The sequence below is a fragment of the Rosenbergiella australiborealis genome, assembly GCF_018494035.1.
Classification (GTDB): Bacteria; Pseudomonadota; Gammaproteobacteria; order Enterobacterales; family Enterobacteriaceae; genus Rosenbergiella; species Rosenbergiella australiborealis.
On the sequence record NZ_JABBFO010000005.1, the window covers coordinates 76,788 to 98,827 of the forward strand.

Sequence of the window (22,040 nt, forward strand, 5' to 3'; positions counted from 1 at the left end):
TGTATAAGACTGATAACGCTTTCTTTAAAAAAAAGAGAGCGTTATTAATCCGTTATTCTCCGTTAGTGCTACTGGTGAAGAGCTGCTATAGTCTGCGCCTTTTGGCGTTCTCATTGAGGAGTACAGATGCCCTTTCCCAATAAACCGACACTGCCCTCTAGTATCTGGGGAGCGATGATCATTTGTGGAACCGTCGCCGGCGCAGGAATGTTTACCCTTCCGATTGTCATGGCCGGCGCATGGTACCGTTGGTCTGTCATGATGCTCATGCTAAGCGGGTTCTGCATGCTGTTATCGGGACTACTGTTTATGAAAGTCAGTCTGCGCTTTCCCCCTGGAGCCGGCTATGACACGTTGACCCAGACACTGACTCCCAGTTGGTGGCGTAAAATTAATGGTCTGAGTATCAGTTTTGTACTGGGTATTTTGACCTATGCTTATATCTCCGCCAGTGGCCCAGTTTATCAACACTCGATCAATGCATTGGGCATTAATATCAATGATGCTGAAGCCAAAGGCCTGCTAACCCTACTTGTCGCCAGCGTAGTATGGCTAGGTACTCAAGGCGTAAGCCGACTGATCACCCTCTGTCTGGCCGCCAAGCTACTACTTTTTTTTTTATTATTCGGTGGATTAATTCACCATGTCGACGTTTCATTACTGCTTAGGCCTAACAGTACGGCCGCGCAAAACCGCTATTTCCCCTATCTGTTAGCCACTCTCCCATTTTGTCTCGCTTCCTTTGGTTTTCACGGTAATATCACAGGTCTTATCCATTATTATCAAGGCGATGAACGCCGTGTTAGGCATGCTCTCGTGTTCGGGATATTACTGGCCTTAGTGATTTATCTCTTTTGGCTGACCTGTACGATGGGGAATATTCAACGCCAAGATTTTCCGACAATCGCCCGCCAAGGTGGCGATATTCATGCGCTGATCCAAGCGATGCACGATCGGCTTCCCCAACAATCATTGGGGCTGTTATTGGATATTTTTTCTCACTTTGCTGTGATCTGCTCCTTTCTGGGAGTCACCGTTGGGCTATTTGATTTTCTTGCCGATAAACTGGGCACGGATAACAGCAAACGTGGCCGAGCAAAAACAGCACTGCTCACCTTCTGCCCTCCCCTGCTGGCCTCAATACTTTTCCCGCAAGGATTTTTACTGGCCATTGGTTATGCCGGTTTATTTGCCACCATCTGGGCGCTATTTACCCCCGCATTCCTTGCATGGCGGGCCCATCAGCACTTTTCAGGTGACCTTCCACGTGGGAAAAAACAGTGGGCGGCGATTATCGTGGTGGTCCTGTTTGGCGGGATAAATATTATTGCCTGGTTAGGCAGTCAGTGGCATATGATCCCGGAATTTTGAGGATTAGTGCGGCGCTCAGAATAATGCACAGACCCACACTATACTTAATTAAAAAGTCTATCGGGGGTCTATCATGTCTGAACGTTCAGTCGCTGCACTCATTGTCGAACAACTCGAAAAAGCCGGTGTACACCATTGTTACGGTATTGTTGGTGACACACTCAATGATATTACCGATGCCATGAGCCGCAGTACGGTCGACTGGGTGCATGTTCGCCATGAGGAAGTCGCTGGGTTTGCCGCTGGGGCAGAAGCTTTAATGACCGATAGACTGACCGCTTGTGCCGGCTCTTGTGGTCCGGGGGGATTACATTTTATTAATGGTTTGTTTGAGAGTCACCGCAACCGCGCCCCTGTTATTCTACTCGCGAGCCAAATTAGCCGTGAACTACTGGGTAACGACTTTCCCCAAGAGGTCGACTTTCTCTCCATTTACCGAAATTGTTCCGTCTTTTGTGAACAGATTTTAACGGCTGACCAAGCTCCAGCAGTGATTCGGCGCGCTTGCCAAGCAGCGTTAACGCAACGCGGTGTGGCCGTAGTCGTCATTCCTGTGGATATTAGCAAAGCTAAAACAGAGGCTGTGACGCAAACTATTTGGCACCCTCACCCCCAGCTGTTACCTAACCCCGATGAACTAGACATTATTGCTGCATTACTTAACCAAGGAAAGCGTATCACCCTTTATGCCGGCGCTGGCTGTGAAGGAGCCCATGACGCTCTGGTTACCCTCGCTGAAAAACTTAATGCCCCCATCGTCAACACCTCACGGGGAAAAGATTTTGTTGAATACAATAATCCTTTCTCGGTAGGCATGACGGGGATCTTTGGCTGTGAAGCGGGTTTTGAAGCCATTAAGCAGTGCGACGTGCTGTTACTCTTAGGCGCTGACTTTGCGTGGTCTCAGTTTTATCCGGATAACGCGACTATTATCCAAATTGATCAAGAGGCTACCCACTTAGGCCGTCGTCATCCTATTGCTTTTGGCGCGGTCGGTCGAATTACCGATACCTTGGCAGCCCTCCTACCGCGTATTCATCAGCATTCCGATGACCGTTTTCTACACACAATACTTCATCTACGTGAAAAATCCGTCCATCGGCGGCTAAAAGAAGAACAACGTGCAACCGGTCAGCCTATTCATCCGCAATACTTAGTCAGTTTACTGAACCGATATGCCGAACAAGATGCGCTATTCACCGCTGATGGCGGATCAGCCATGGTCTGGTTGCTGCGCCATATCGATAGCCTAGGGACTCGACGTACACTGACGAGCCTGCTACACGGTACGATGGCCAATGCCATGCCTCAGGCTATCGGGCTACAAGTGACTTTTCCGCAACGCCAAGTGATCGCACTCTGCGGGGACGGTGGATTAAGTATGTTACTGGGCGACTTATTTACCCTGATGCAAGAAGCGTTACCGATAAAACTCGTGGTGATTAATAATGGGTCATTAAACTTTGTTGAGCTGGAGCAGAAAATTGAAGGTTTGCTTGATCACTATACCAAATTAAAAAATGATAACTTTGCCAAGGTCGCGGGAGCCATCGGCTTATACAGCCAAAAAGTGATTGAAGCGGAAACATTAGAACAGGCAGTTATCCGCTTTCTGGCTCATCCGGGCCCTGCACTACTAGATGTTCATACTCATCCTAACGAGTTGGTGATGCCGCCGGAAGTCTCCTTAAAACAACTCACGGATACCGCACTTTATGCGGCAAAAGCGGTTTTTCATGGTCGACTTTCCGATGTGGCTCAGTTAGTAGGGAGTGAAATTAGCCAGAAACTGGGTAAGTAACCGCCGACAATATTCTCCGCCCCGAACAAGACGTGCCGGGGAGTTTAGGCTATGCTTAACACTTTGAACCGTTTTGGGTCGTATTTGTAAGGAAAGCCTATGCTAAAAATTAAACGTAAAAAAGTAAAACCTATGGGTCTCAATGATGTCACCATCATTGATGACAGCCGTCTAAAGAAAGCAATTACTGCTGCCGCATTAGGCAACGCCATGGAGTGGTTCGATTTTGGTGTCTATGGTTATGTCGCCACCGTACTTGGAAAAGTTTTCTTCCCTAATGCCTCTCCCGGCATACAAATTATTGCAGCGTTAGCCACTTTCTCAGTCCCTTTTATTGTTCGTCCTATTGGTGGGATGTTTTTCGGTAAACTCGGGGACAAATATGGTCGTCAACAGATTCTTGCCATGACCATTATTTTAATGACACTCAGTACCTTCTGTATCGGGTTAATTCCTTCCTATGCCACCATCGGTATCTGGGCGCCTATCCTGCTTTTAATTGCTAAAATGGTACAAGGTTTCTCCGTAGGGGGAGAATATACCGGTGCATCCATTTTTGTCGCCGAATACTCGCCTGACCGTAAGCGTGGGTTTATGGGAAGCTGGTTAGATTTCGGTTCGCTGGTTGGTTTTATTTGTGGTGCGGGGATTGTCGTTATACTTAATGCCGTTTTAGGCCAAGAAACCTTTAACGAATGGGGCTGGCGCATTCCATTTTTCCTCGCGTTACCTCTCGGCCTGATTGGACTTTACTTACGTCATGCTTTAGAAGAAACGCCTGCTTTCCAAAAACATGTTGAATCGTTAGAAGAAGGTTCTAAGCAAGGATTAAGCGAAGGTCCTTCCGTACCCTTTAAAGAAGTGGCGCGTAAACACTGGCGTAACCTGATTTCGTGTATTGGTATTGTCATCACGACCAACGTCGCATATTACATGTTGCTGACCTACGTACCTAGCTACCTTAGCCATGACCTGCACTATTCTGAAAATCGTGGTGTGATGATCATCGTGGTTATTATGATTGCCATGTTGTTTGTCCAACCGATGATGGGACTATTAAGCGATAAATTCGGTCGTCGCCCATTTATTATTATCGGTAGTTTAGCGATGGTCTTATTCTCTATTCCTTCGTTTATGCTTATCACGCATCACAGCTTAGTTGCCCTATTCTTCGGCTTACTTATCCAAGCGATCATTCTTAACTGCTTAATTGGCGTGATGGCTTCAACGCTTCCGGCGATGTTCCCAACGGAAGTCCGTTATAGTGCCCTAGCCAGCACCTATAATATTTCGATTTTAGTCGCAGGTATTACGCCAACGCTGACTGCATGGTTAGTCGAAATGACGGGTAATCTATATATGCCTGGCTGGTATTTAGTCGTGGTAGGGGTTATTGGTGTGGTTACCGGGGTTACCATGCGTGAAACTGCCAATAAACCGTTATACGGCGGTACACCTGCCGCTTCATCATTAGAAGAAGCGAAGGAGCTCCTGCAAGAGCACCATGATGGTATCGAACAACGTATTGAAGATATCGATCAGCAATTAGAAGAACTGAAACAAAAACGCAGCAACTTAGTCGATCAACATCCCAATATCGATCACTAATATCGGTCAACGGCTACTGATTTCAGTAGCCGTTTTTCGCTAGTAGACCCCTCGCCTAACACCGATTTCTGTCCGTAACCCCATCAACATCCTGTTAAGACATTCGCTACTGACTCTGAGCGATCACGGCCTCTCTTTTCAACCTGTAATGTGGGATTACGTCTCCTCTAGCTAGATGAGGAAATTTTCTCAACTTGGACCTCGTACAACTGTGTCTATTTGTGTTATGTTATAACAAAACGTAAATAGAGGCTTATCATGTTATTCAATCCTATAAAAAAATGGGTCGCTATCGGCTTACTTTTTACCACCAGTGGTTCCGTACTGGCACATGGCAGCCATAGTCATACGCTAAGTGCTGAAGAGAAAAAGATTTCGCAAGGTGAATTCGACGATAAACAAGTCGCACCACGCCCGTTATCTGATTGGGATGGCGTATGGCAATCCGTCTACCCCTTGTTAGAAAAAGGGGCATTAGCACCGGTATTTAAGGCTAAGGCTGCGGCACAACATAAATCGGAAGCCGAGATAACCGAGTACTACCGTACCGGATATCAGACAGATATCGACCGTATTGAAATAGAAAACGGACTGGTGGAGTTTTTCCAAGGTCAGAATAAAACATCCTGTCATTATGAAAATGCTGGCTATAAAATTCTGACCTATCCTTCTGGCAAGCGTGGCGTAAGATACTTGTTTGAATGTCGTGATCCTGCTTCAAAAGCACCACGTTTCCTACAATTTAGCGACCATCGAATCGCCCCTCATCACTCTGATCACTTTCATATCTTTGTGGGTAATGAATCTGAACAGGCGCTGCTGACAGAGCTCCATCACTGGCCAACCTACTTTCCCTATCAAATGATGGAGAAAGAGGTGATCGACGATATGTTACATCACTAATTTTCCAGCCATTTGGCTTGAATTGCGAGGCGTTGCGACTCTGTAACGCCATATTCCTGCTCAAGCCAACGTTGGGTCGACCCATAACGTTGCCGAATAGCCGTAAACGCCGCCGCAAGCCAGCTCTCATCAACGGCGAGTAAGCGTCGAAAATTATCTCTCGCCATTTGGTTAGCATCGGCGGGCCAGCGCTGTAACGTCTCCTCAACAATGGCGTCCAATTGACCGCTAGTCGCCAGATAGTCTTCAAAAATAGTCGCTTCGTCACACCCGAGTAACAGTAGCGTAATGGCGCTGCCGATCCCGGTACGATCTTTACCTACGGCGCAATGCTGGATCAAGATAGTGCAGTCATCACTGCAAAGTGTGCGAATCAGTTGTTGCCAAGCAGGATTATTGAAGGGCAACTTTTGATAGAGAGTCACCATAAAAGTATCAACCTCTAATGCCGCTAACCCTTCGGGAGAAAACTCAACTACTTTGGCATCGACGTCAATATCAGCGGGGTTAGCAGGGGTACTCACATACGACGCGCCCGGGATCCGCTGATCCGGGTGTAGGCTCGCTTCATATTGATCCCGATAGTCGAGAATCGTTATGCCCGAGTATTGTGCGAGATAGTGTATATCCTGATGACTGATAGTATTCAGCGCACTACAACGAAATAGCCGATCGGCGATGATTTTGCGCCCTTCAGCTCCGATTAGCCCGCCAAATTGACGGCAATTCGCGACACTTTCTAATGCGGTATTGTGCTCCATACTACTGCTCTCCTCGTAAAGTGATTACAGGATCATCCATAACGTGCTGTTTGGATCGATATAGTCCTTCATCATACTGCCAATTTACTATCAAAGAATGATCACCATCACGGGGCGTGCAGTCGCTATATTTCCGCTGCAAAAAGCGGTGGGTCGATCGGGGCTTAACAGCGATAAATGACGGGCTTACATAGCCTCTCAGCGTGGCTGATCGAGGTGTTCAGTCATCGTCGCTTTCCACTCTTCGGTAAATAATTGTGTGCAAGCAGAGAACAGTTTCTTATTTTTATGTTCCGATCTCGTTAAAAACTCCTTAAAAAAGCGATAATAACGAGAAATTTACATGAAAAATTCCTAAATATACGAGCGTTATTAGCCTCATGGGCATCTAAGTCTAACGCTTGATTGCCACCATTAGGCGCCTATAATTAAATGAATCCCGCCTATCCTAACGGAGTGAGTTATGTCGAATAAGCGTCATGTTCCTGGTATCCATCCTTACAATGGCCCTGCTGGCGGTTGGGGGGCATTGAAGGCCACGGCAATTGCCGTGAAAAACCAAATGGATACTTTGGTCGCGCCAAAAGCCCTACTGAATACCAACCAGCCCGATGGCTTTGACTGTCCGGGATGTGCTTGGCCTGATAAAGACCATCACTCCACCTTTCAGTTTTGTGAGAACGGAGCAAAAGCCGTTACTTGGGAAGCGACCTCACGACGTGTAACCGCAGATTTTTTGAGCAAAACGCCGGTCAGTACCTTACTCACTCGCAGTGATTATGAGTTAGAGGGCTATGGCCGACTGACACAACCTCTTCGTTATCATGCTGCGACCGATACTCTCCAACCACTGAGTTGGGAAGAGGCATTCGGCATCATTGGACAGACATTACAGCGCCTGCCCCCAAAAGCCGTTGAGTTTTATACTTCAGGCCGGACGTCTAATGAAGCGGCCTATCTCTATCAACTTATGGTCAGAGAGTATGGATGTAATAATTTCCCTGACTGCTCAAATATGTGCCATGAAGCCACCAGCGTTGGCTTACCTCAATCGATTGGGATCGGTAAAGGGACGGTTTCTTTAGATGATTTCGATAAAACCGAGCTTATCATCTCTATTGGCCATAATCCGGGTACCAACCATCCGCGAATGATGGGTACACTCCATGAAGCGGCCCGCCGTAATGTGCCAATTATCGTGCTAAATCCGATGAAAGAGCGCGCGCTTGAACGATTTGCCGATCCACAGAACCCTATCGAAATGGCTACCTATCAGTCGACCGATATTGCATCGTCTTACTATCAAGTAAAAGCGGGTGGCGATGCTGCCGCCTTGAAGGGGATTGCGAAGGCCGTTCTAGAGGCCGATGAGAAAAGCCAAGATGTCCTCGATCATCAATTTATCGAGGATCATACCCTCGGGTTTGCTGAATTTGCCGATGATTTGCGTGCTACCTCATGGGAAGCCATCGAACAGGCGAGCGGATTACCACGAGAGTCACTCACTCGCGTGGCTGAACACTATGCAAATTCACAAGCGACAATCATCACTTATGGAATGGGCATAACGCAGCATCAGCATGGTACTGAGAATGTTCAACTGATCGCGAGCTTGTTGTTGATGCGGGGTAATTTCGGTAAGGCGGGTGCAGGCATCTGCCCACTGCGTGGTCATTCCAATGTCCAAGGAAACCGAACCGTCGGGATCAGCGAAAAGCCCGCCGAGCGTTTTCTGCAAGCACTCGATCAACATTTTGGTATCAATTCGCCTCGTGAACACGGACATGATGCGGGAGCCGCTATGGAGGCGATCATCCGGGGGGAATCAAAAGCGCTAATTTGTTTAGGCGGTAACTTTGCCGTCGCGCTCCCAGATCCTGAGCGCTGCTTCCCTGCGCTTAAGGAACTGGAATTAAGTGTTCACATTGCAACAAAACTGAATCGAAGTCATTTACTCATCGCTAAAGAGACGCTGATTCTACCTTGCTTGGGACGTACTGAAATCGACCAGCAATCCACAGGGAAACAGTCCATCACGGTAGAAGACAGTATGTCGATGGTGCATGCCTCTGCGGGGAAACTCAAACCCGCGTCCCCTTCACTGCGCTCAGAAATTGCGATTGTCGCCGGGATTGCACAGGCAACATTACCGAATTCCCCCATCGACTACCTGCATTATGTTGAGGATTATGGACGCATTCGTGATGCGATCGAAGCAACCCTTCCAGGCTTCAACGACTACAACGAACGAATCCAGCATCCTGGTGGATTCCGTATGCCGTTACCTCCGACTCAACGACAATGGCCAACACCTTCAGGCCGAGCTCACTTTCTTGTCTACCAAGGATTGAATGAAGATGATGCGCTGACCGCACAAGGGGCATTACGACTGATTACTCTACGTAGCCATGACCAGTACAATACCACCCTGTATGGTTTAGATGATCGCTACCGTGGTGTCTTTGGACGACGAGATGTTCTGTTTATGAATCCCGATGATATGCGCGCACAAGGACTGGAGCACGGAGACGTGGTGGATATTGTAACGGCCCTCCCAGATAGCGATTCGACGATGAAAAATATCACTGTTATTGAATACGCCATCGCGCGAGGATCGGTCGGGGCTTATTATCCTGAAGCGAATATTTTAATTCCATTAAGCTATCGCGACCAACAAAGTGGCACCCCTGCGTATAAATCAGTTCCCGTAAAACTATTATCAAAGGTTCAAGAGCCCGCATAATCCATTGTGGCTAGGTACAGAGAAATACTTACCTAGCCCCTTTTCCTATCGCAACATTCTTTCATCCATAAAGAAAGTTTATAAAAATTGTTTAAAAATGTTTTTTTTGTGATCTAAATTTTTATTTGCCGTTTTTTTACAAAAAATTACGTTACTATTTTGTTACGTACAGCGTTTATCAATGGCTAATTCTAAGAATAAATATGATGAAAAACGAAAAACACTTTTCTGAGCAAAGTCTGAGTAAAGAGGGGGCCGCCCGTCGTCGGCTTTTTGGTCAATCGGGGGGGCTAGTCGCCAGTTTTGCTATTGGCAGCGTGCTCACCGGACAAGCTATCGCCGCCACCCCCACGACATCCCAAGCTCCACAAGCCGATTCACAAACCCTTAATCAATTTCTAAAAATTTCTCGTCTACTCACCGGCCATCAAAATCTGGATACCACATTAGGCCAGCGTCTATGGCAAGCACTCAATCAGCATTCAGCGTCGTTTTCTGCTCAGTACACAGCGTTGAGCCAATGGATCAGCGAACACCAGCCGACAGACGTTGAGGCGCTAGACCAGCAGCTTCAAGGCCAACCCCTGCATGATGTCATGATGTCTATCATCCGTGGTTGGTATCTTGGTGTGGTGGATAATAGCCCTCATACACAGGTGCTCTCTTATCAAAATGCCTTGATGTATCAGGTTCCTCGCGACGGTATGGTCATCCCCACCTATGCCCATAATGGGCCTGACTATTGGACGGCTGAGCCCCCGCCGGTTGATCGTTTATTAACATTTTAATAGCGGGCTGCGTTGTTATCTCCCTATTGAACGTTACTAACGACTGATTCCACTTTTTTGGAGTTATTGTGAGGAATTTTATGTCAAATCGCCGCGTCGTGCGCAAGCTCACCCTGCAAATCTCTGCCATTTGCTTAGGTCTAGGTGGTCTTCTTCCCCTTTCCTACGCAGCAAAACAAGTGCCTGTGCAAGCCCCCTCCGTACAAGATACCCAACAAAACCTGATCGCTCGCGGGCAATACCTCGCGATAGCTGCAGACTGTGCCGCCTGTCATACCGACCCAGGTACTCAGCAACCTTTTGCCGGGGGCTATGCCATTCACTCACCGATGGGGGTCATTTACTCCACAAACATTACACCATCAAAACAATTTGGTATCGGTACCTATAGTGAACAGCAATTTGAACAAGCGGTGCGTCATGGTATCCGTGCAGATGGCAGCCATCTCTATCCGGCAATGCCTTATGCTTCTTATGCCGGTTTAACTGATGATGATGTTCACGCACTGTATAGCTACTTTATGCAAAACGTGACTCCGGTGGATACCCATAACAAAACCACTGCACTAAGTTTTCCCTTTAATATCCGTCAGATGATGTGGGGATGGAATTTACTCTTCTTAAAATCGGGGAGTTACCAGAATGATCCTTCACAAAGTGCAGAATGGAATCGCGGTAAGTATCTGGTCGATAACCTTGAGCACTGTGGCGAATGCCACTCACCGCGTAACATGATGATGGCGCAAAAACAGGGGAATGATGCGTTAAGTGGTGCCGCATTGGGAAGTTGGTATGCTCCGAATCTGACCTCCGATAAACTCAGCGGTCTGGGGAGCTGGTCACGCGAACAGTTAGCACAATATTTGCAAACCGGCGATGTGCCGGGTAAAGCTCAAGCCGCTGGTCCAATGGCAGAAGCCGTGACCAATAGTTTGCAGCATCTGCATGATGACGATATTGAAGCGATTATTACTTATCTACAAAGCCTCCCGGCAGTGGCTCACCCACAACAGTCAAAACCCACTGGTGATTTTGGACAAGCCTCTAATGTCGATACTGATGTGCGAGGAACGGCTCCGATGGGAATCGGTTTATCGCAAGAGATGAGCGGTAAAGCACTCTATGACAGTGCATGTGCCAGCTGCCACCAACCGGATGGACAAGGTACAGCCGATCACTTTTATCCTTCACTGAGCCATAACACGGCAACTGGCGGCAATACGCCGAATAACCTGATTTCCGCCATTCTGTTTGGTGTGCAACGTGAAGTAAAAGGTAAAGCCATCTTTATGCCCAATTTCGGGCCCGATTCACAAGTACAAGCCCTGAGTGATCAGCAAATTGCGAGCCTCAGTAATTATATTTTCCAACAATATGGCAATCCCGATCTGCATGTCACGCCAGAACAAGTGACTGTATTGCGCCAAGGAGGAAAACAACCTCTGCTCGCACGGATCGCCGGTCCGGCTAGTATTGGCGGTATCGTACTCGTGGTATTGATCGTCTTAATTGTGGTGATCCGCCGCGCTCGTCAAAAGTCACGTGGATAAACCAACCGTATTTGTAGGGTGAGGATAATATGTCAGAACAATATAGTGCAGATGTTGTCGTTGTTGGCGCAGGGATCTGCGGAGGCACCGTTGCCAAAGAGTTAGCTGAAGCCGGGTTATCGGTATTAGTGCTTGATGCAGGCCCGCGTTGGGAACGCGGCGAAGTGGTGGAAAACTGGCGCAATATGCCGCCTGTCAATAAGTCAGAATCAGACTATGCAACGCCCTATCCGGACCAACCTTGGTCGGTGCATCCACAGCTTAATCCTTATAATAATTATCCCGAAGTCTCCGGCCCGGATGCCAGTGCTTTTCGTCAAGGAATGATTAAAGGAATCGGCGGGACAACCTGGCACTGGGCAGCGTCCTGCTGGCGTTTTCTTCCCGCAGATATGCAATTAAAAAGTACCTACGGTGTTGGCCGTGATTGGGCCGTAACTTACGATGAGCTGGAAGATTACTATTATCGTGCGGAAGTCCTGATTGGCGTTAATGGTCCCAACGATACCTCTCTAAAATATGTCGCTCCTCGTAAAAAACCCTTTCCGATGGAGCCGATGCCTTATGGCCCCGCCGATCGCCGCTTTACCGAAGTTGTGGCCCAAGCAGGTTATTGTAATACGCCTGTGCCACAAGGACGGAACAGCCGCCCTTACGACGGTCGCCCACAGTGCTGTGGTAACAATAACTGTATGCCGATTTGTCCAATCGGTGCAATGTATAATGGGATACACAGCGTTATTAAAGCTGAGAATGCCGGTGCAAAATTTATTGCCAATGCTGTGGTTTATCGTATTGATACTGATAAAGATAACACGATCACCGCCATGCACTATTACGACCCGGATAAAATTTCCCATACCGTAACGGCAAAAACCTTTGTTTTAGCCGGTAATGGAATTGAAACTCCCAAACTATTACTGCTAGCTGCCAACGACAATAATCCTAATGGGATCGCGAATAGTTCCGGTCAAGTAGGTCGTAATATGATGGATCACCCGGGGATCTTAATGAGCTTCCAATCGGCCGAGCCGATCTGGACAGGGGGAGGATCCGTGCAAATGAGTTCGATCACTAACTTCCGAGATGGTGATTTCCGCCGCGACCATTCCGCTATTCAAATTGGTATGAACAACACTTCACAAAACCATAAAGCAGGGGTGAAAGCCTTACAAATGGGCTTAGTGGGCAAAAAATTGGATGCAGAGATCCGTCGTCGTGCCGCTTGTGGTATGGATATTTACGTTAACCACGACGTACTGGCTAATCCAGATAATCGCCTTACTCTCAGTACCGAACGAAAAGATAAACTCGGCATTCCTTATCCGCATGTCACTTATGATGTTGGTGATTATGTGCGTCGGTCCGCGGTTTTCTCACGCCAGCATTTAATGAATATCGCAAAATTATTTGGTGCGACCGAAATTGAAATGACACCTTGGTTTAACCCTAATAACCATATTATGGGAGGCACCATTATGGGCCATGATCCAAAGGACTCAGTCGTGGATAAGTGGATGCGTACTCACGATCATAAAAATCTTTATATCGCATCGGGTGGGGCTATGGCCGCAGCCGGTACCGTTAACTCAACATTGAGTATGGTTGCCCTTTCTTTACGGGCATGCGATAGCATTAAACAAGAGATGCTGCATAGCTAAAACGATAAACCGGCCAATAACGGCCGGTTTTTATCTGAAGTATAATCTTAGGTTAGAGAATATTTATTTGATTGCCAATATGGGAGTCGATGATGCCTTATTTAAATCGTTCAATAAAAACCCACTGCTAAGTATATTTATATTTTTCATAAATAAACGAAATTAAGATTAACGATAGAACGTACATTTCCGGCTGTTATTCTCGTCGTTCCCAGTTGATTATACCTTGCGCTCAAACCTAAATCAGTACCTGATGTACCCACAGTACCTATAGTTTGTTGGGTATTGACCGGCAAAACGCTTCCATTTCTGAGCAATTGAACCCCGACACCATGAGCGGCGCCAGAATCGTTATTACTCTCCAATGTATTAACAAATGTTGATCCATCCGTTCCCGTAGTCCCATATATATAAAAACCCAATCGTTGATTTGAGGAACACGTCACTTTTAAAGGAATCGATTGCGTTCCTGGATAATTAGGGAGTTGTGCTGAAATCGTCGTGTTGTCTACCGAACATGATGGCACAATAAAATTGATGAGAGATAAAGAGTAAATATTCCATGTGAAATTAACAGAATCACTATTTCTATTATTTTGCTGATTCATCACAATTGAGGCTATTTTTGAACGGTAAGTTATCACCGTGTTAGTTGAAGAACTTTGTATCGGTGTGAGTGATAGTTGAATCGGTATAGCTATATTCTTTAACGAGGGTAAATCAATTTTATTTGATGATGTAGAACTGAACGGAATAGGGTAACTATTACCATTAAAATTTATTGTTCCTGTAAATCCATTTAATGCACCATTGAATGTAGTTCCTTGTACTAATCTTAATTGATCGGTCCAATTGGAATCTCCTGAATCATTTTTACAAGTCACATACTGTGATAAATCAATACTTAAAATAGTATTACTATAAATAGATGAGGGTAACGTTATATAGACAGAGGCAGTACCTCCGCTCCACGAAAGGGTTTGCCCACTTGTTGTTACACAGGTAAAAGCAAAACTGAAGGGTGTCCATAAGAAGAGCAATGGAAGAAGAAAAATTTTTATTCGGCCGTTCATGTCGCACCTCGATTTATGACAGGCTAAGTATTTTACGATAAAAAATTAGCACTATTATCAAGGATTTTAGCCAATCATTTATAAAATTACTATTTATTTTATTACCAATATATCTTGCACCACGGTTATTGAGTAAAAATTATTTTCCTTATAAAAATAAATGGTTTTCAAATTAATTATTTGAAACCATTTATTTTATTATCGAGGGGAAAATTGAGCAATATTTATGCCGTATAGCTGATTAGCTGATTAGCGGACAGCTGACCAGGTTAATGCTGCGACAACCATCGCCTCTAACCCCGCTTGTATCGTCTCTTCCAAATGAAGCGTAAATTGTGAAGAGTGGTTAGCAGGGATCGTTTCAATGGCCCCGGCTTTTTCCGCTTTTAGCCAGACTTGCGGGTCGGTTCCACCGATAAACCAAAATACATAAGGTACCTGCCAATGGCGACCAAACTGGCTAAAATCCTCACTGGCAGTGGCCGGTTGTGTCTCAAAACAGCGCTCACCAAAATGGGCGATAAATTGTTCACTCAAACGTTCAGTGGCTTGCTGATCGTTAACGGTCACCGGATAGCTATCAATAAATTCAATCTCCGGATCGCCCGCTCCCGAAGCATGGCTTTCGCAACAACAGATCCGTTTCACTGAACGGATCATCTTGTCACGCACCGTATCTTTATAACTACGCATATTCAGTTTCAAAATCGCATCGTCAGGAATGATATTTTCTTTCGTTCCGGCTTGGATAGAACCAATAGTGAGTACTGCGCTATCCAACGGAGCCGTTTCACGCGACACAATGGTTTGTAATCGTACGGCCGAATAGGCTGCAATCATAACGGGATCGATCGCATTTTGCGGCATCGAACCATGAGCCCCCTTCCCGTGAAACTTAATATGCACACTGTCTCCAGCGGAAAGAATAGCGCCAGCCCGATACCCCACCGTACCGGCCTTCCCCACCATAACGTGCTGACCGAGGATAATATCCGGTTTAGGAAAATCGTCTTTCATATCCGCAATCATCGCCAAAGCCCCCTGACCAATCTCCTCGCCCGGCTGAAAAACGACCATCAGCGTTCCATGCCATAACGAACGGTGATCAGCCAATAATTCGGCCGCCCCCATTAACCACGCGACATGCAAGTCATGGCCACACATATGAGAAACCGGTGTTTTCGACCCATCTGGCATTTCACCGATGGCTTGGCTGGCATAGGGTAAGCCCGTTTTTTCCGCCATAGGTAACGCATCCATATCTGCGCGCAGCATAACCACTGGCCCTGAACCATTCTTCAATATCCCAACGACCCCCGTGGTGCCTAAGCCTTCACTCACTTCATAACCGAGGGTCTTAAGATGATCAGCCGCGATGCTGGCCGTACGAAATTCTTGCATGGAAAGTTCAGGATGCTGATGCAGATCCTTATAAATTGCGGCGAGTTTAGGTAACAGGGCGTCAATTTCCGGACCTAACTGCTTAAGTGTCGTTGTCATAATGGCCTCTCGATAATAGATAATCCGTTTTACTGCGATCGAGGCACTAGAGTGTGACAATTTTTGCGCAAGTATATTGCTGTGGGATAATTTATCCGTGTTTTAGCACGTAATACTTAAGCAATGGGGAGAATAAAGCGAAGGGGTGGGCTGCAAGCTGGGCCACCGTAAAAACGATGACCCGATCCAATTAGAAAATAGACAGTGGGTATTGCGCGATGATCCGGAACTCATTACCCCCTAAGTTATAACCAGAGGCATCTGAAGAGACACGTAAGACGGAATAACGTAACCCTATACGAAGGTTTTTGGCGAAACCAGCAGGCACTTTATACTGAACTTGGTTAAAGAATTCATGCTCGTGACCGTTGCTCGATGCTGAGGTTTTAATATTATCACCGCGGACATAAGCCACGTCATAACGCAGACCTTCAACACCTAAACCAGACAGATCCAAGGAGTACGCCGCTTGCCATGAACGCTCATCTTGACCGTTGAAGTCTGACCAATAGGAGTTAGCGACCCAAATCGTGTTACCACCGTCACCCAGTCCACCGCGATTACGATAACCGCCATACATATAGCCAGTGCTGCCACTGTTCTGCTGATAAGCAATTTTAAAGGTATGAATATCGTAGACGTAACTGGCCGCTAAACTCCAAATAGTATTACTGCGTCCACTATTCAGTTTTTCTGCATAGGTTTTGTCTAAACGCGTATTATAGCCGTTGAAATCCCAAATCATCTTTTGCTTTTCAGTAAAAGGCTGGGTGTAGGTAAAGCCTAAATATTGCTTATTGTCGACATCTTGGTTATGCGACGCATAGGCTGAAGCTGTAAACTGGTCATTGAAGACGTATTTCGCGCCACCAAAAGTAATGGAATCTAGCCCGGTATTGTGGCTTTCAGCACTTTTGCGCTGCTCTGCAGTGAAATAACCACCGCTAATATCCAGACCATCAATCTCTTGTGAGTCTAGCATCACACCGGTATAGGTTTCGGCGAGCAGACGTGAGCTATCAGAGGTTAAAATAGGGAGTGTGGGCCGTTGTGTGCCATAGCTCAATACGGTATTCGAGACGCGCATTTTTGCCGTCGCACCGAATTTCACTAAATCTGATTTAGCACGACCGTCGCTATCTTGCGCGAAGAAGTCGATCCCGCCCGCGCCACTGCGTCCGCGGCCACCATCTAGGCGCACGGCATATTGCCCTATCGCATCAACGCCAAAGCCGACAACACCTTGTGTAAAACCTGAACTATAGGTACCGATAAAAGCCTGGCCCCACTCGCGACGCGTGCGAACGCCGTCATCTTTATAGTTACGGTTAAACATCGCATTCTTGATAAGAAGATCCAGGTGGCTATCTTCGATAAAACCGTTACTTTCCTGTTGAGATGCTGCAAAAGCGGGCTGGGCAACCAACAACGCTAAAAATGAGAAAGAAAAAACCTTATTCACTGTGTCTGCCTATAATGTAAATTTATATGAATTTTTATACATAACTTGTTACTTACCTTGACAATCTACCATTGTTAGTTGTTTTTTTAAAATTATTACGTTCAATTATTTTTACGCTACGTGGATATGCCCGGTGTGAGCTAACCCAAAGACAGAGGGACGATGAGCATATCCGCCGTCAACAGTGAACCGGTTAAGTGAGTCTAGGGAATGACATAGGAATAACAGCATTGAAAGAGCTTAGAGAGCAGGCGAAACAGATCGTCGATGTTGAATGGCTAACAGAGGGCTACTGACTCGGTAAGTGACGTGGCGTTCTGTGATAGCTTGGCGGGGAGCCACTAATAAGCGTTAGTCAGATAAATCAGCCCCCAACGGGGGCTGATTACGCTTTTAGTGTGAAACATCAGCACCGAAGTATTTTTCAGAAATTTTCTGATAGGTGCCATCTTTCTTCAACTGTGCCAACGCTGTATTGATAGCACTTTGTAATGAAGTATCTTCTTTTCTAATCAATACCGCAGAGCTGTTCGCATCACTGTCTGACGCGACAACTTTCACCGGAGCATCAGGGCGATGCTTTTTAAAATCAAGGTAAGAGAGGCTATCATTAACGGTTGCATCTGCGCGTCCCTGCACAACTAAGTCTACAGATTGACTGAAGCCGTCAGTATTGACGAGCTGTCCACCATAATGACGAGCGATTTGTGCATAATTACTGGTCAGTGATTGTGCGGTGGTTTTGCCTTTCAAATCGTCAAATTGATGAATGGTGTTGTTATCACTCTTCACGATTAATACGGCCTTAGAAACAATATAGGGTGAAGAGAATATATATTTTTTCTGACGCTCAGGGCTGATCCCAACTTCGTTCATCACCACGTCATAACGTTTTGCATCTAATCCGGCAATCAGACCATCCCACTTCCCTTCAACAAACACCGGTTTCACCTTGAGCTGCTTAGCAATTGCTTCGCCTATCTCGACATCAAAGCCGGTTAAATCGCCCGAAATAGTATGGTAGGTGAATGGTGCATAGGTCCCTTCAGTACCAATTTTCAGTTGGCCAGAAGCCTTCACGTTAGCCAGAGTATCGGCCATTGCGGAACCCGCAAAACCGAGAGGGAGTAACATTGCGAGTAACGCCAAATAATTTTTTTTCATGGGATTTCCTGGTCAAGTTAAAGGGGGTTCACGGTAGGTAGCCCAGCCGTTAAGGTGGCGATATACTTCGCCGTACGTGCTTTTTGTGGCGAGTGAAAGAGGGTCGCCGAATCACCGGTTTCCACAATTTCTCCAGCTTCGAGAAAAATCGTTTGGTTCGCAACCGAAGCGGCTAAACGAAGATCGTGTGTCGCCATCAACATAGTTGTGCCTTCATCAGCAAGCTGGCGTAATACCGCAACCACTTCTGCGGCAAGCTCAGGGTCAAGCGCCGATGTCGGTTCATCACACAACAGGACTTTTGGCGAAGGTGCCAATGCCCGTGCGATGGCAACACGCTGCTGCTGCCCCCCTGATAACGTTGCCGGTAAAACATTCCGCTTATGGGCAAGTCCGACCTTTTCCAGTAATTGCTCCGCGCGCGCGATGGCCTCAGCCTTCGGCATACGGTGGACAATTAGCAATCCTTCGGTGATATTTTCCAGTACGGTCTTATGTGGAAATAAGGAGAAATTTTGGAAGACCATTCCGGTTTGACGGCTAATCTTCATTATGTCCCGAGTACGTGGCGGCTTTTGACCAAATACCAATTGTTCTTGATCTAATTGCATCTGCCCCGATTGCGGAATTTCCAGTAAATTTACGCAACGCAATAGGGTGCTTTTTCCACTCCCCGAAGGGCCAATCAATGCGGTGACTGAGCCTCGAGGTAGCGTTAGGCTAATCTCTTTCAGGACATGATGGTCGTGAAAGTATTTGTTGATCCCTTGTAGAGAAATCATCTCGCTATACTCCTGTCACGGTTTCACGTGAGAAATGCTTTTCTAGCTTATTTTGTAAGGCCGACAAAATAGTGTTGAAAAACAGATAAATTAGCGCGGCTTCAATATAAAGGATCATCGGTTGATAAGTGACCGCTGCAATCCGCTGCGCTTGCAAAAACATCTCAGGAACGGTGATCACCGAGGCTAAAGAAGTATCCTTTACTAAAGAAATAAAGGTATTCGATAATGGAGGAACGGCAATTCTTGCCGCTTGCGGCAGAATGATACGTATCAGTGCTTGACGCGAACTCATTCCGATGGAATGTGCGGCTTCCCACTGACTGACCGGCACCGATTTGATGGTGGCGCGAATGATTTCTGAAGAGTAAGCCCCAATATTTAGCGTAAAACCAATGACTGCGGCAGGAAATGCAGAAATGGTCACCCCAACACTCGGCAGTGCGTAAAAAATCAAAAACAGTTGAACTAATAGAGGGGTACCACGGAATAGCCACACGTAGAAACGCACAATATATTGTAATGGCTTTGGCCCATAAAGACGGGCAAGCGCGATTAAGAAACCGAGCGTTAAACCCAGTACAAAAGAGACCAAGGTCAAGGGTATGGTGAAAGTCAGTCCGGCATGCAGCATCGGCCAAAATGATTCCACGACGAGATTCAGCCAATCTGGCACAGTCCACCTTCCATAGAATACGTTAAGTAAAATTGATGACATCAGCGATGATCACTCCCTCTATTTTAGGCAGGAAATAGAAAGAGCGAAATATCATTTAGATATTGATTTAGAACCGAAGTTAACCGTCTATGCTTTTTTTCGATAATTGGGTGAAAAATTACTCAATACAGGATAACTATCCCGCTACGGATCGCCCTCATTAAGTCAACGACTCAAAGCTACGCACCAAACTGTCGATAAATAATCGTGTGCGTGAAGGCATTAACCGTGTTCCCGGAAATACGATCCATACCGGACGCTTTTTACTCTGCCATTCCGGTAATATTCGTATCAGTTGCCCGCTTTCCACGTAGCTGCGAGCTGAGTGTGCGGCAATCCGAGTAATACCCGCACCACGTAGCGCAAGATTCACTAAAATGTTCGGCGAATTCGCCACTGTCTTGGTCGCTAATTCCCCTTGCCATGAGTGCTGACCGTGGAATAATTCGACCGGTCCGCGATCGCTGTGTAAGCGTAACAAGTGGTGTGATAAGAGATCGTCTGGGGTACTAATCACTGCTGTTTCCCGTAAATATCCCGGCGCTGCATATAACCCAAGCTCAAAATAGCCGAGCAAACGTGCCGCGAGGGTGGCATCGTCGGCTAACACACCGATACGCAATGCCAAGTCAAATCCCTCCGTAATTAAATCGACCCGTCGTTGTGACACATCAATGTCTAAATGGATCTGTGGGTAGGTAGCAATAAATTCAGCGAGAAACTGGCTGATAAGTTCTTGCGTAAAATCACTGGGTAACGATACACGTAATTTGCCACTGGGTAAGACGTTGCGGTGCTCGATCAGTGCATCGATGGCCGTCAACTCGGAGGCCATCTGCTGAGTGTGACGCAGTATGGCTTGCCCAAAAGGAGTGATGGTCATTTTGCGGGTGGTACGAATAAAGAGACGCTCACCCAGCTGCTCTTCAAGCGCAGCAATACGCCGTGACAGCGTAGAGGTGGGGAGATCAAGACGATCCGCCGCCTTAGTGAAACTGGCTTCCTCGGCGACCCGGTTGAAAAGCAGTAAATCATTAGCATCGAGACGCATTGATTATCCCATATATGAAATTATTTAATTCATTTTAGACATTTATTTCATCAGTATCGAGCGTTAAAGTCTGCACCATCGATTGATTAACGAAGAATTAATTAGGAACTTTTATGCAAGATTTTACTTTTTCAAAACCGCAGTCATCAATGCTGCTGATTGCACGCGTGTTATTGATGCTATTGTTCGTGTTGTTTGGTTATCAAAAACTGATTCATTTCAGTGGAACCATTGGCTATATGGCGTCGCTCGGTACACCGCTACCGACAGTTGCCGCACTGATTGCCGTTGTCCTTGAGTTTTTTGCCGGACTGGCGATCGTGGTCGGCTATTTTACCCGTCCTATCGCGCTTATTGTGGCCATTTATACTTTAGGAACAGCCATTATCGGCCACCCTTTCTGGTCACTATCCGGGGCTGATCAAATGGCGGCTGAGATTAACTTCTATAAAAATATCAGTATTATCGGTGGGCTACTGCTGCTATCGGTGACCGGTGCAGGTCGCTATTCACTTGATAAACACTAAGCATTCAAGCACGCTCCTGCCTAGAAGGAGCGTGCTTTCCCACTAAGAGTTGCTTTGATAAAACGCACATAACTTGTTACCCGAAGGATCACGCAAGTACGCCACACACTTCCCGTCAGGACGAATATGTGGCGGTGACTCAGCGGACTGACCGCCATTTTCCACACCGGCTTTATGCCACGCATAAACTGCCTCACAACTGGTGAGTTCAAAGCCAATTGTTCCACCGTTCGCATGCGTCGCAGGCTGACCGTTTATCGGTAAGGTCACGATAAAACGTTGCTTTCCCTGACGATAAAATGGACGATTTTGCACATCGTATCCCTGTTCATCGACTGGCATCTGTTGAAAAATCGCATCATAAAATTGCTTTGCAACGTCTACATCTAGAGCACCTACAACCACATGACTAAACATCATCGACTCCTCATTAAGATTTTCTTACTTCACATTAACTGAACGATTAATAGGCTGGCAAGTATTCATCGCACCGCTCGCCACGGCGTCATTCCTCAACTATGCTAGTTTCTACCTGCAGCGACCCACCTTCACTCTTACACTAAAGAGCGAAAGGTGT

General features: G+C 46.6%; 18 protein-coding genes. 9 read left to right on the forward strand and 9 right to left on the reverse strand.

Annotated features, from left to right (window positions below):
* The first annotated feature begins 126 nt into the window (after positions 1 to 126).
* The 4 genes from HGT73_RS07050 to HGT73_RS07065 all read left to right on the forward strand — a co-directional run bounded on the left by HGT73_RS07050 (position 127) and on the right by HGT73_RS07065 (position 5,683).
* Positions 127 to 1,371, forward strand: a complete 1,245-nt coding sequence (locus tag HGT73_RS07050) for an aromatic amino acid transporter (protein ID WP_214213075.1) — start codon at positions 127 to 129, stop codon at positions 1,369 to 1,371.
* 73 nt (positions 1,372 to 1,444) lie between these two features.
* Positions 1,445 to 3,172, forward strand: coding sequence for a thiamine pyrophosphate-dependent enzyme (locus HGT73_RS07055; RefSeq protein WP_214213077.1), 1,728 nt, complete (start codon positions 1,445 to 1,447; stop codon positions 3,170 to 3,172).
* 99 nt (positions 3,173 to 3,271) lie between these two features.
* Positions 3,272 to 4,780: a glycine betaine/L-proline transporter ProP gene (proP, locus tag HGT73_RS07060; RefSeq protein WP_214213080.1), complete on the forward strand. Its 1,509-nt coding sequence runs from the start codon at positions 3,272 to 3,274 to the stop codon at positions 4,778 to 4,780.
* A gap of 258 nt (positions 4,781 to 5,038) precedes the next feature.
* Positions 5,039 to 5,683: a ZinT family metal-binding protein gene (locus HGT73_RS07065; protein ID WP_214213081.1), complete on the forward strand. Its 645-nt coding sequence runs from the start codon at positions 5,039 to 5,041 to the stop codon at positions 5,681 to 5,683.
* On the opposite strand, the gene HGT73_RS07070 is transcribed toward HGT73_RS07065, so the two are convergent.
* Positions 5,680 to 6,444, reverse strand: a complete 765-nt coding sequence (locus HGT73_RS07070; RefSeq protein ID WP_214213083.1) for a tyrosine-protein phosphatase — start codon at positions 6,442 to 6,444, stop codon at positions 5,680 to 5,682. The genes HGT73_RS07065 and HGT73_RS07070 overlap by 4 nt on opposite strands.
* A gap of 463 nt (positions 6,445 to 6,907) precedes the next feature.
* Between HGT73_RS07070 and HGT73_RS07075 the strand changes: the two genes are divergently transcribed.
* The 4 genes from HGT73_RS07075 (at position 6,908) to HGT73_RS07090 (ending at position 13,186) form a co-directional block, all read left to right on the forward strand.
* Positions 6,908 to 9,187 (forward strand): FdhF/YdeP family oxidoreductase, encoded by a 2,280-nt coding sequence (locus HGT73_RS07075; protein WP_214213085.1) that lies wholly within the window; start codon positions 6,908 to 6,910, stop codon positions 9,185 to 9,187.
* 203 nt (positions 9,188 to 9,390) lie between these two features.
* A complete protein-coding gene (locus HGT73_RS07080) occupies positions 9,391 to 9,975 on the forward strand; it encodes a sorbitol dehydrogenase family protein (protein WP_241608795.1) in 585 nt (194 codons plus the stop codon).
* An 80-nt stretch (positions 9,976 to 10,055) separates the two neighbouring features.
* Complete coding sequence (locus HGT73_RS07085; protein ID WP_214213087.1) at positions 10,056 to 11,525, forward strand: c-type cytochrome; 1,470 nt, start codon at positions 10,056 to 10,058, stop codon at positions 11,523 to 11,525.
* A gap of 29 nt (positions 11,526 to 11,554) precedes the next feature.
* The gene (locus HGT73_RS07090; protein WP_214213089.1) at positions 11,555 to 13,186 is read left to right on the forward strand and encodes a GMC family oxidoreductase; all 1,632 of its coding nucleotides are present in this window, start codon (positions 11,555 to 11,557) and stop codon (positions 13,184 to 13,186) included.
* A gap of 146 nt (positions 13,187 to 13,332) precedes the next feature.
* Here the strand turns inward: HGT73_RS07090 and HGT73_RS07095 are convergent, their stop codons facing one another.
* From HGT73_RS07095 to HGT73_RS07125, 7 genes are all read right to left on the reverse strand, one after another.
* The gene (locus tag HGT73_RS07095) at positions 13,333 to 14,259 is read right to left on the reverse strand and encodes a fimbrial protein (protein WP_214213091.1); all 927 of its coding nucleotides are present in this window, start codon (positions 14,257 to 14,259) and stop codon (positions 13,333 to 13,335) included.
* Positions 14,260 to 14,508: 249 nt separating this feature from the next.
* Entirely contained in the window at positions 14,509 to 15,759 is a 1,251-nt protein-coding gene (locus HGT73_RS07100) for an amidohydrolase (RefSeq protein ID WP_214213093.1), read from the reverse strand.
* A 190-nt stretch (positions 15,760 to 15,949) separates the two neighbouring features.
* Entirely contained in the window at positions 15,950 to 17,221 is a 1,272-nt protein-coding gene (locus tag HGT73_RS07105; RefSeq protein ID WP_214213096.1) for an OprD family outer membrane porin, read from the reverse strand.
* A 393-nt stretch (positions 17,222 to 17,614) separates the two neighbouring features.
* Positions 17,615 to 18,385 carry an amino acid ABC transporter substrate-binding protein gene (locus HGT73_RS07110; RefSeq protein ID WP_214213098.1) on the reverse strand — a complete coding sequence of 257 codons (771 nt, stop codon included), beginning with the start codon at positions 18,383 to 18,385 and terminating at the stop codon, positions 17,615 to 17,617.
* 17 nt (positions 18,386 to 18,402) lie between these two features.
* On the reverse strand, positions 18,403 to 19,167 hold the full coding sequence (locus HGT73_RS07115) for an amino acid ABC transporter ATP-binding protein (protein WP_214213100.1): 765 nt from the start codon (positions 19,165 to 19,167) through the stop codon (positions 18,403 to 18,405).
* Between the two features lie 4 nt (positions 19,168 to 19,171).
* Positions 19,172 to 19,843, reverse strand: a complete 672-nt coding sequence (locus HGT73_RS07120; RefSeq protein WP_241608783.1) for an amino acid ABC transporter permease — start codon at positions 19,841 to 19,843, stop codon at positions 19,172 to 19,174.
* A gap of 202 nt (positions 19,844 to 20,045) precedes the next feature.
* On the reverse strand, positions 20,046 to 20,936 hold the full coding sequence (locus HGT73_RS07125) for a LysR family transcriptional regulator (protein WP_214213102.1): 891 nt from the start codon (positions 20,934 to 20,936) through the stop codon (positions 20,046 to 20,048).
* A gap of 113 nt (positions 20,937 to 21,049) precedes the next feature.
* On the opposite strand from HGT73_RS07125, the gene HGT73_RS07130 reads away from it, so the two are divergent.
* Positions 21,050 to 21,463 (forward strand): DoxX family protein, encoded by a 414-nt coding sequence (locus tag HGT73_RS07130; RefSeq protein ID WP_214213104.1) that lies wholly within the window; start codon positions 21,050 to 21,052, stop codon positions 21,461 to 21,463.
* 42 nt (positions 21,464 to 21,505) lie between these two features.
* On the opposite strand, the gene HGT73_RS07135 is transcribed toward HGT73_RS07130, so the two are convergent.
* Positions 21,506 to 21,883 (reverse strand): VOC family protein, encoded by a 378-nt coding sequence (locus HGT73_RS07135; protein ID WP_244968487.1) that lies wholly within the window; start codon positions 21,881 to 21,883, stop codon positions 21,506 to 21,508.
* Positions 21,884 to 22,040 lie beyond the last annotated feature (157 nt).

Excerpts from the sequence above, each read along its gene's own strand:
- HGT73_RS07135 (WP_244968487.1), bottom strand. The coding sequence starts at position 21,883 with ATGATGTTTAGTCATGTGGTTGTAGGTGCTCTAGATGTAGACGTTGCA.
- HGT73_RS07080 (WP_241608795.1), top strand. The coding sequence starts at position 9,391 with ATGATGAAAAACGAAAAACACTTTTCTGAGCAAAGTCTGAGTAAAGAG.
- HGT73_RS07085 (WP_214213087.1), top strand. The coding sequence starts at position 10,056 with ATGTCAAATCGCCGCGTCGTGCGCAAGCTCACCCTGCAAATCTCTGCC.
- HGT73_RS07050 (WP_214213075.1), top strand. The coding sequence starts at position 127 with ATGCCCTTTCCCAATAAACCGACACTGCCCTCTAGTATCTGGGGAGCG.
- HGT73_RS07090 (WP_214213089.1), top strand. The coding sequence starts at position 11,555 with ATGTCAGAACAATATAGTGCAGATGTTGTCGTTGTTGGCGCAGGGATC.
- HGT73_RS07075 (WP_214213085.1), top strand. The coding sequence starts at position 6,908 with ATGTCGAATAAGCGTCATGTTCCTGGTATCCATCCTTACAATGGCCCT.
- HGT73_RS07115 (WP_214213100.1), bottom strand. The coding sequence starts at position 19,167 with ATGATTTCTCTACAAGGGATCAACAAATACTTTCACGACCATCATGTC.
- HGT73_RS07095 (WP_214213091.1), bottom strand. The coding sequence starts at position 14,259 with ATGAACGGCCGAATAAAAATTTTTCTTCTTCCATTGCTCTTCTTATGG.
- HGT73_RS07065 (WP_214213081.1), top strand. The coding sequence starts at position 5,039 with ATGTTATTCAATCCTATAAAAAAATGGGTCGCTATCGGCTTACTTTTT.
- HGT73_RS07055 (WP_214213077.1), top strand. The coding sequence starts at position 1,445 with ATGTCTGAACGTTCAGTCGCTGCACTCATTGTCGAACAACTCGAAAAA.
- proP (WP_214213080.1), top strand. The coding sequence starts at position 3,272 with ATGCTAAAAATTAAACGTAAAAAAGTAAAACCTATGGGTCTCAATGAT.
- HGT73_RS07110 (WP_214213098.1), bottom strand. The coding sequence starts at position 18,385 with ATGAAAAAAAATTATTTGGCGTTACTCGCAATGTTACTCCCTCTCGGT.
- HGT73_RS07125 (WP_214213102.1), bottom strand. The coding sequence starts at position 20,936 with ATGCGTCTCGATGCTAATGATTTACTGCTTTTCAACCGGGTCGCCGAG.
- HGT73_RS07070 (WP_214213083.1), bottom strand. The coding sequence starts at position 6,444 with ATGGAGCACAATACCGCATTAGAAAGTGTCGCGAATTGCCGTCAATTT.
- HGT73_RS07100 (WP_214213093.1), bottom strand. The coding sequence starts at position 15,759 with ATGACAACGACACTTAAGCAGTTAGGTCCGGAAATTGACGCCCTGTTA.
- HGT73_RS07130 (WP_214213104.1), top strand. The coding sequence starts at position 21,050 with ATGCAAGATTTTACTTTTTCAAAACCGCAGTCATCAATGCTGCTGATT.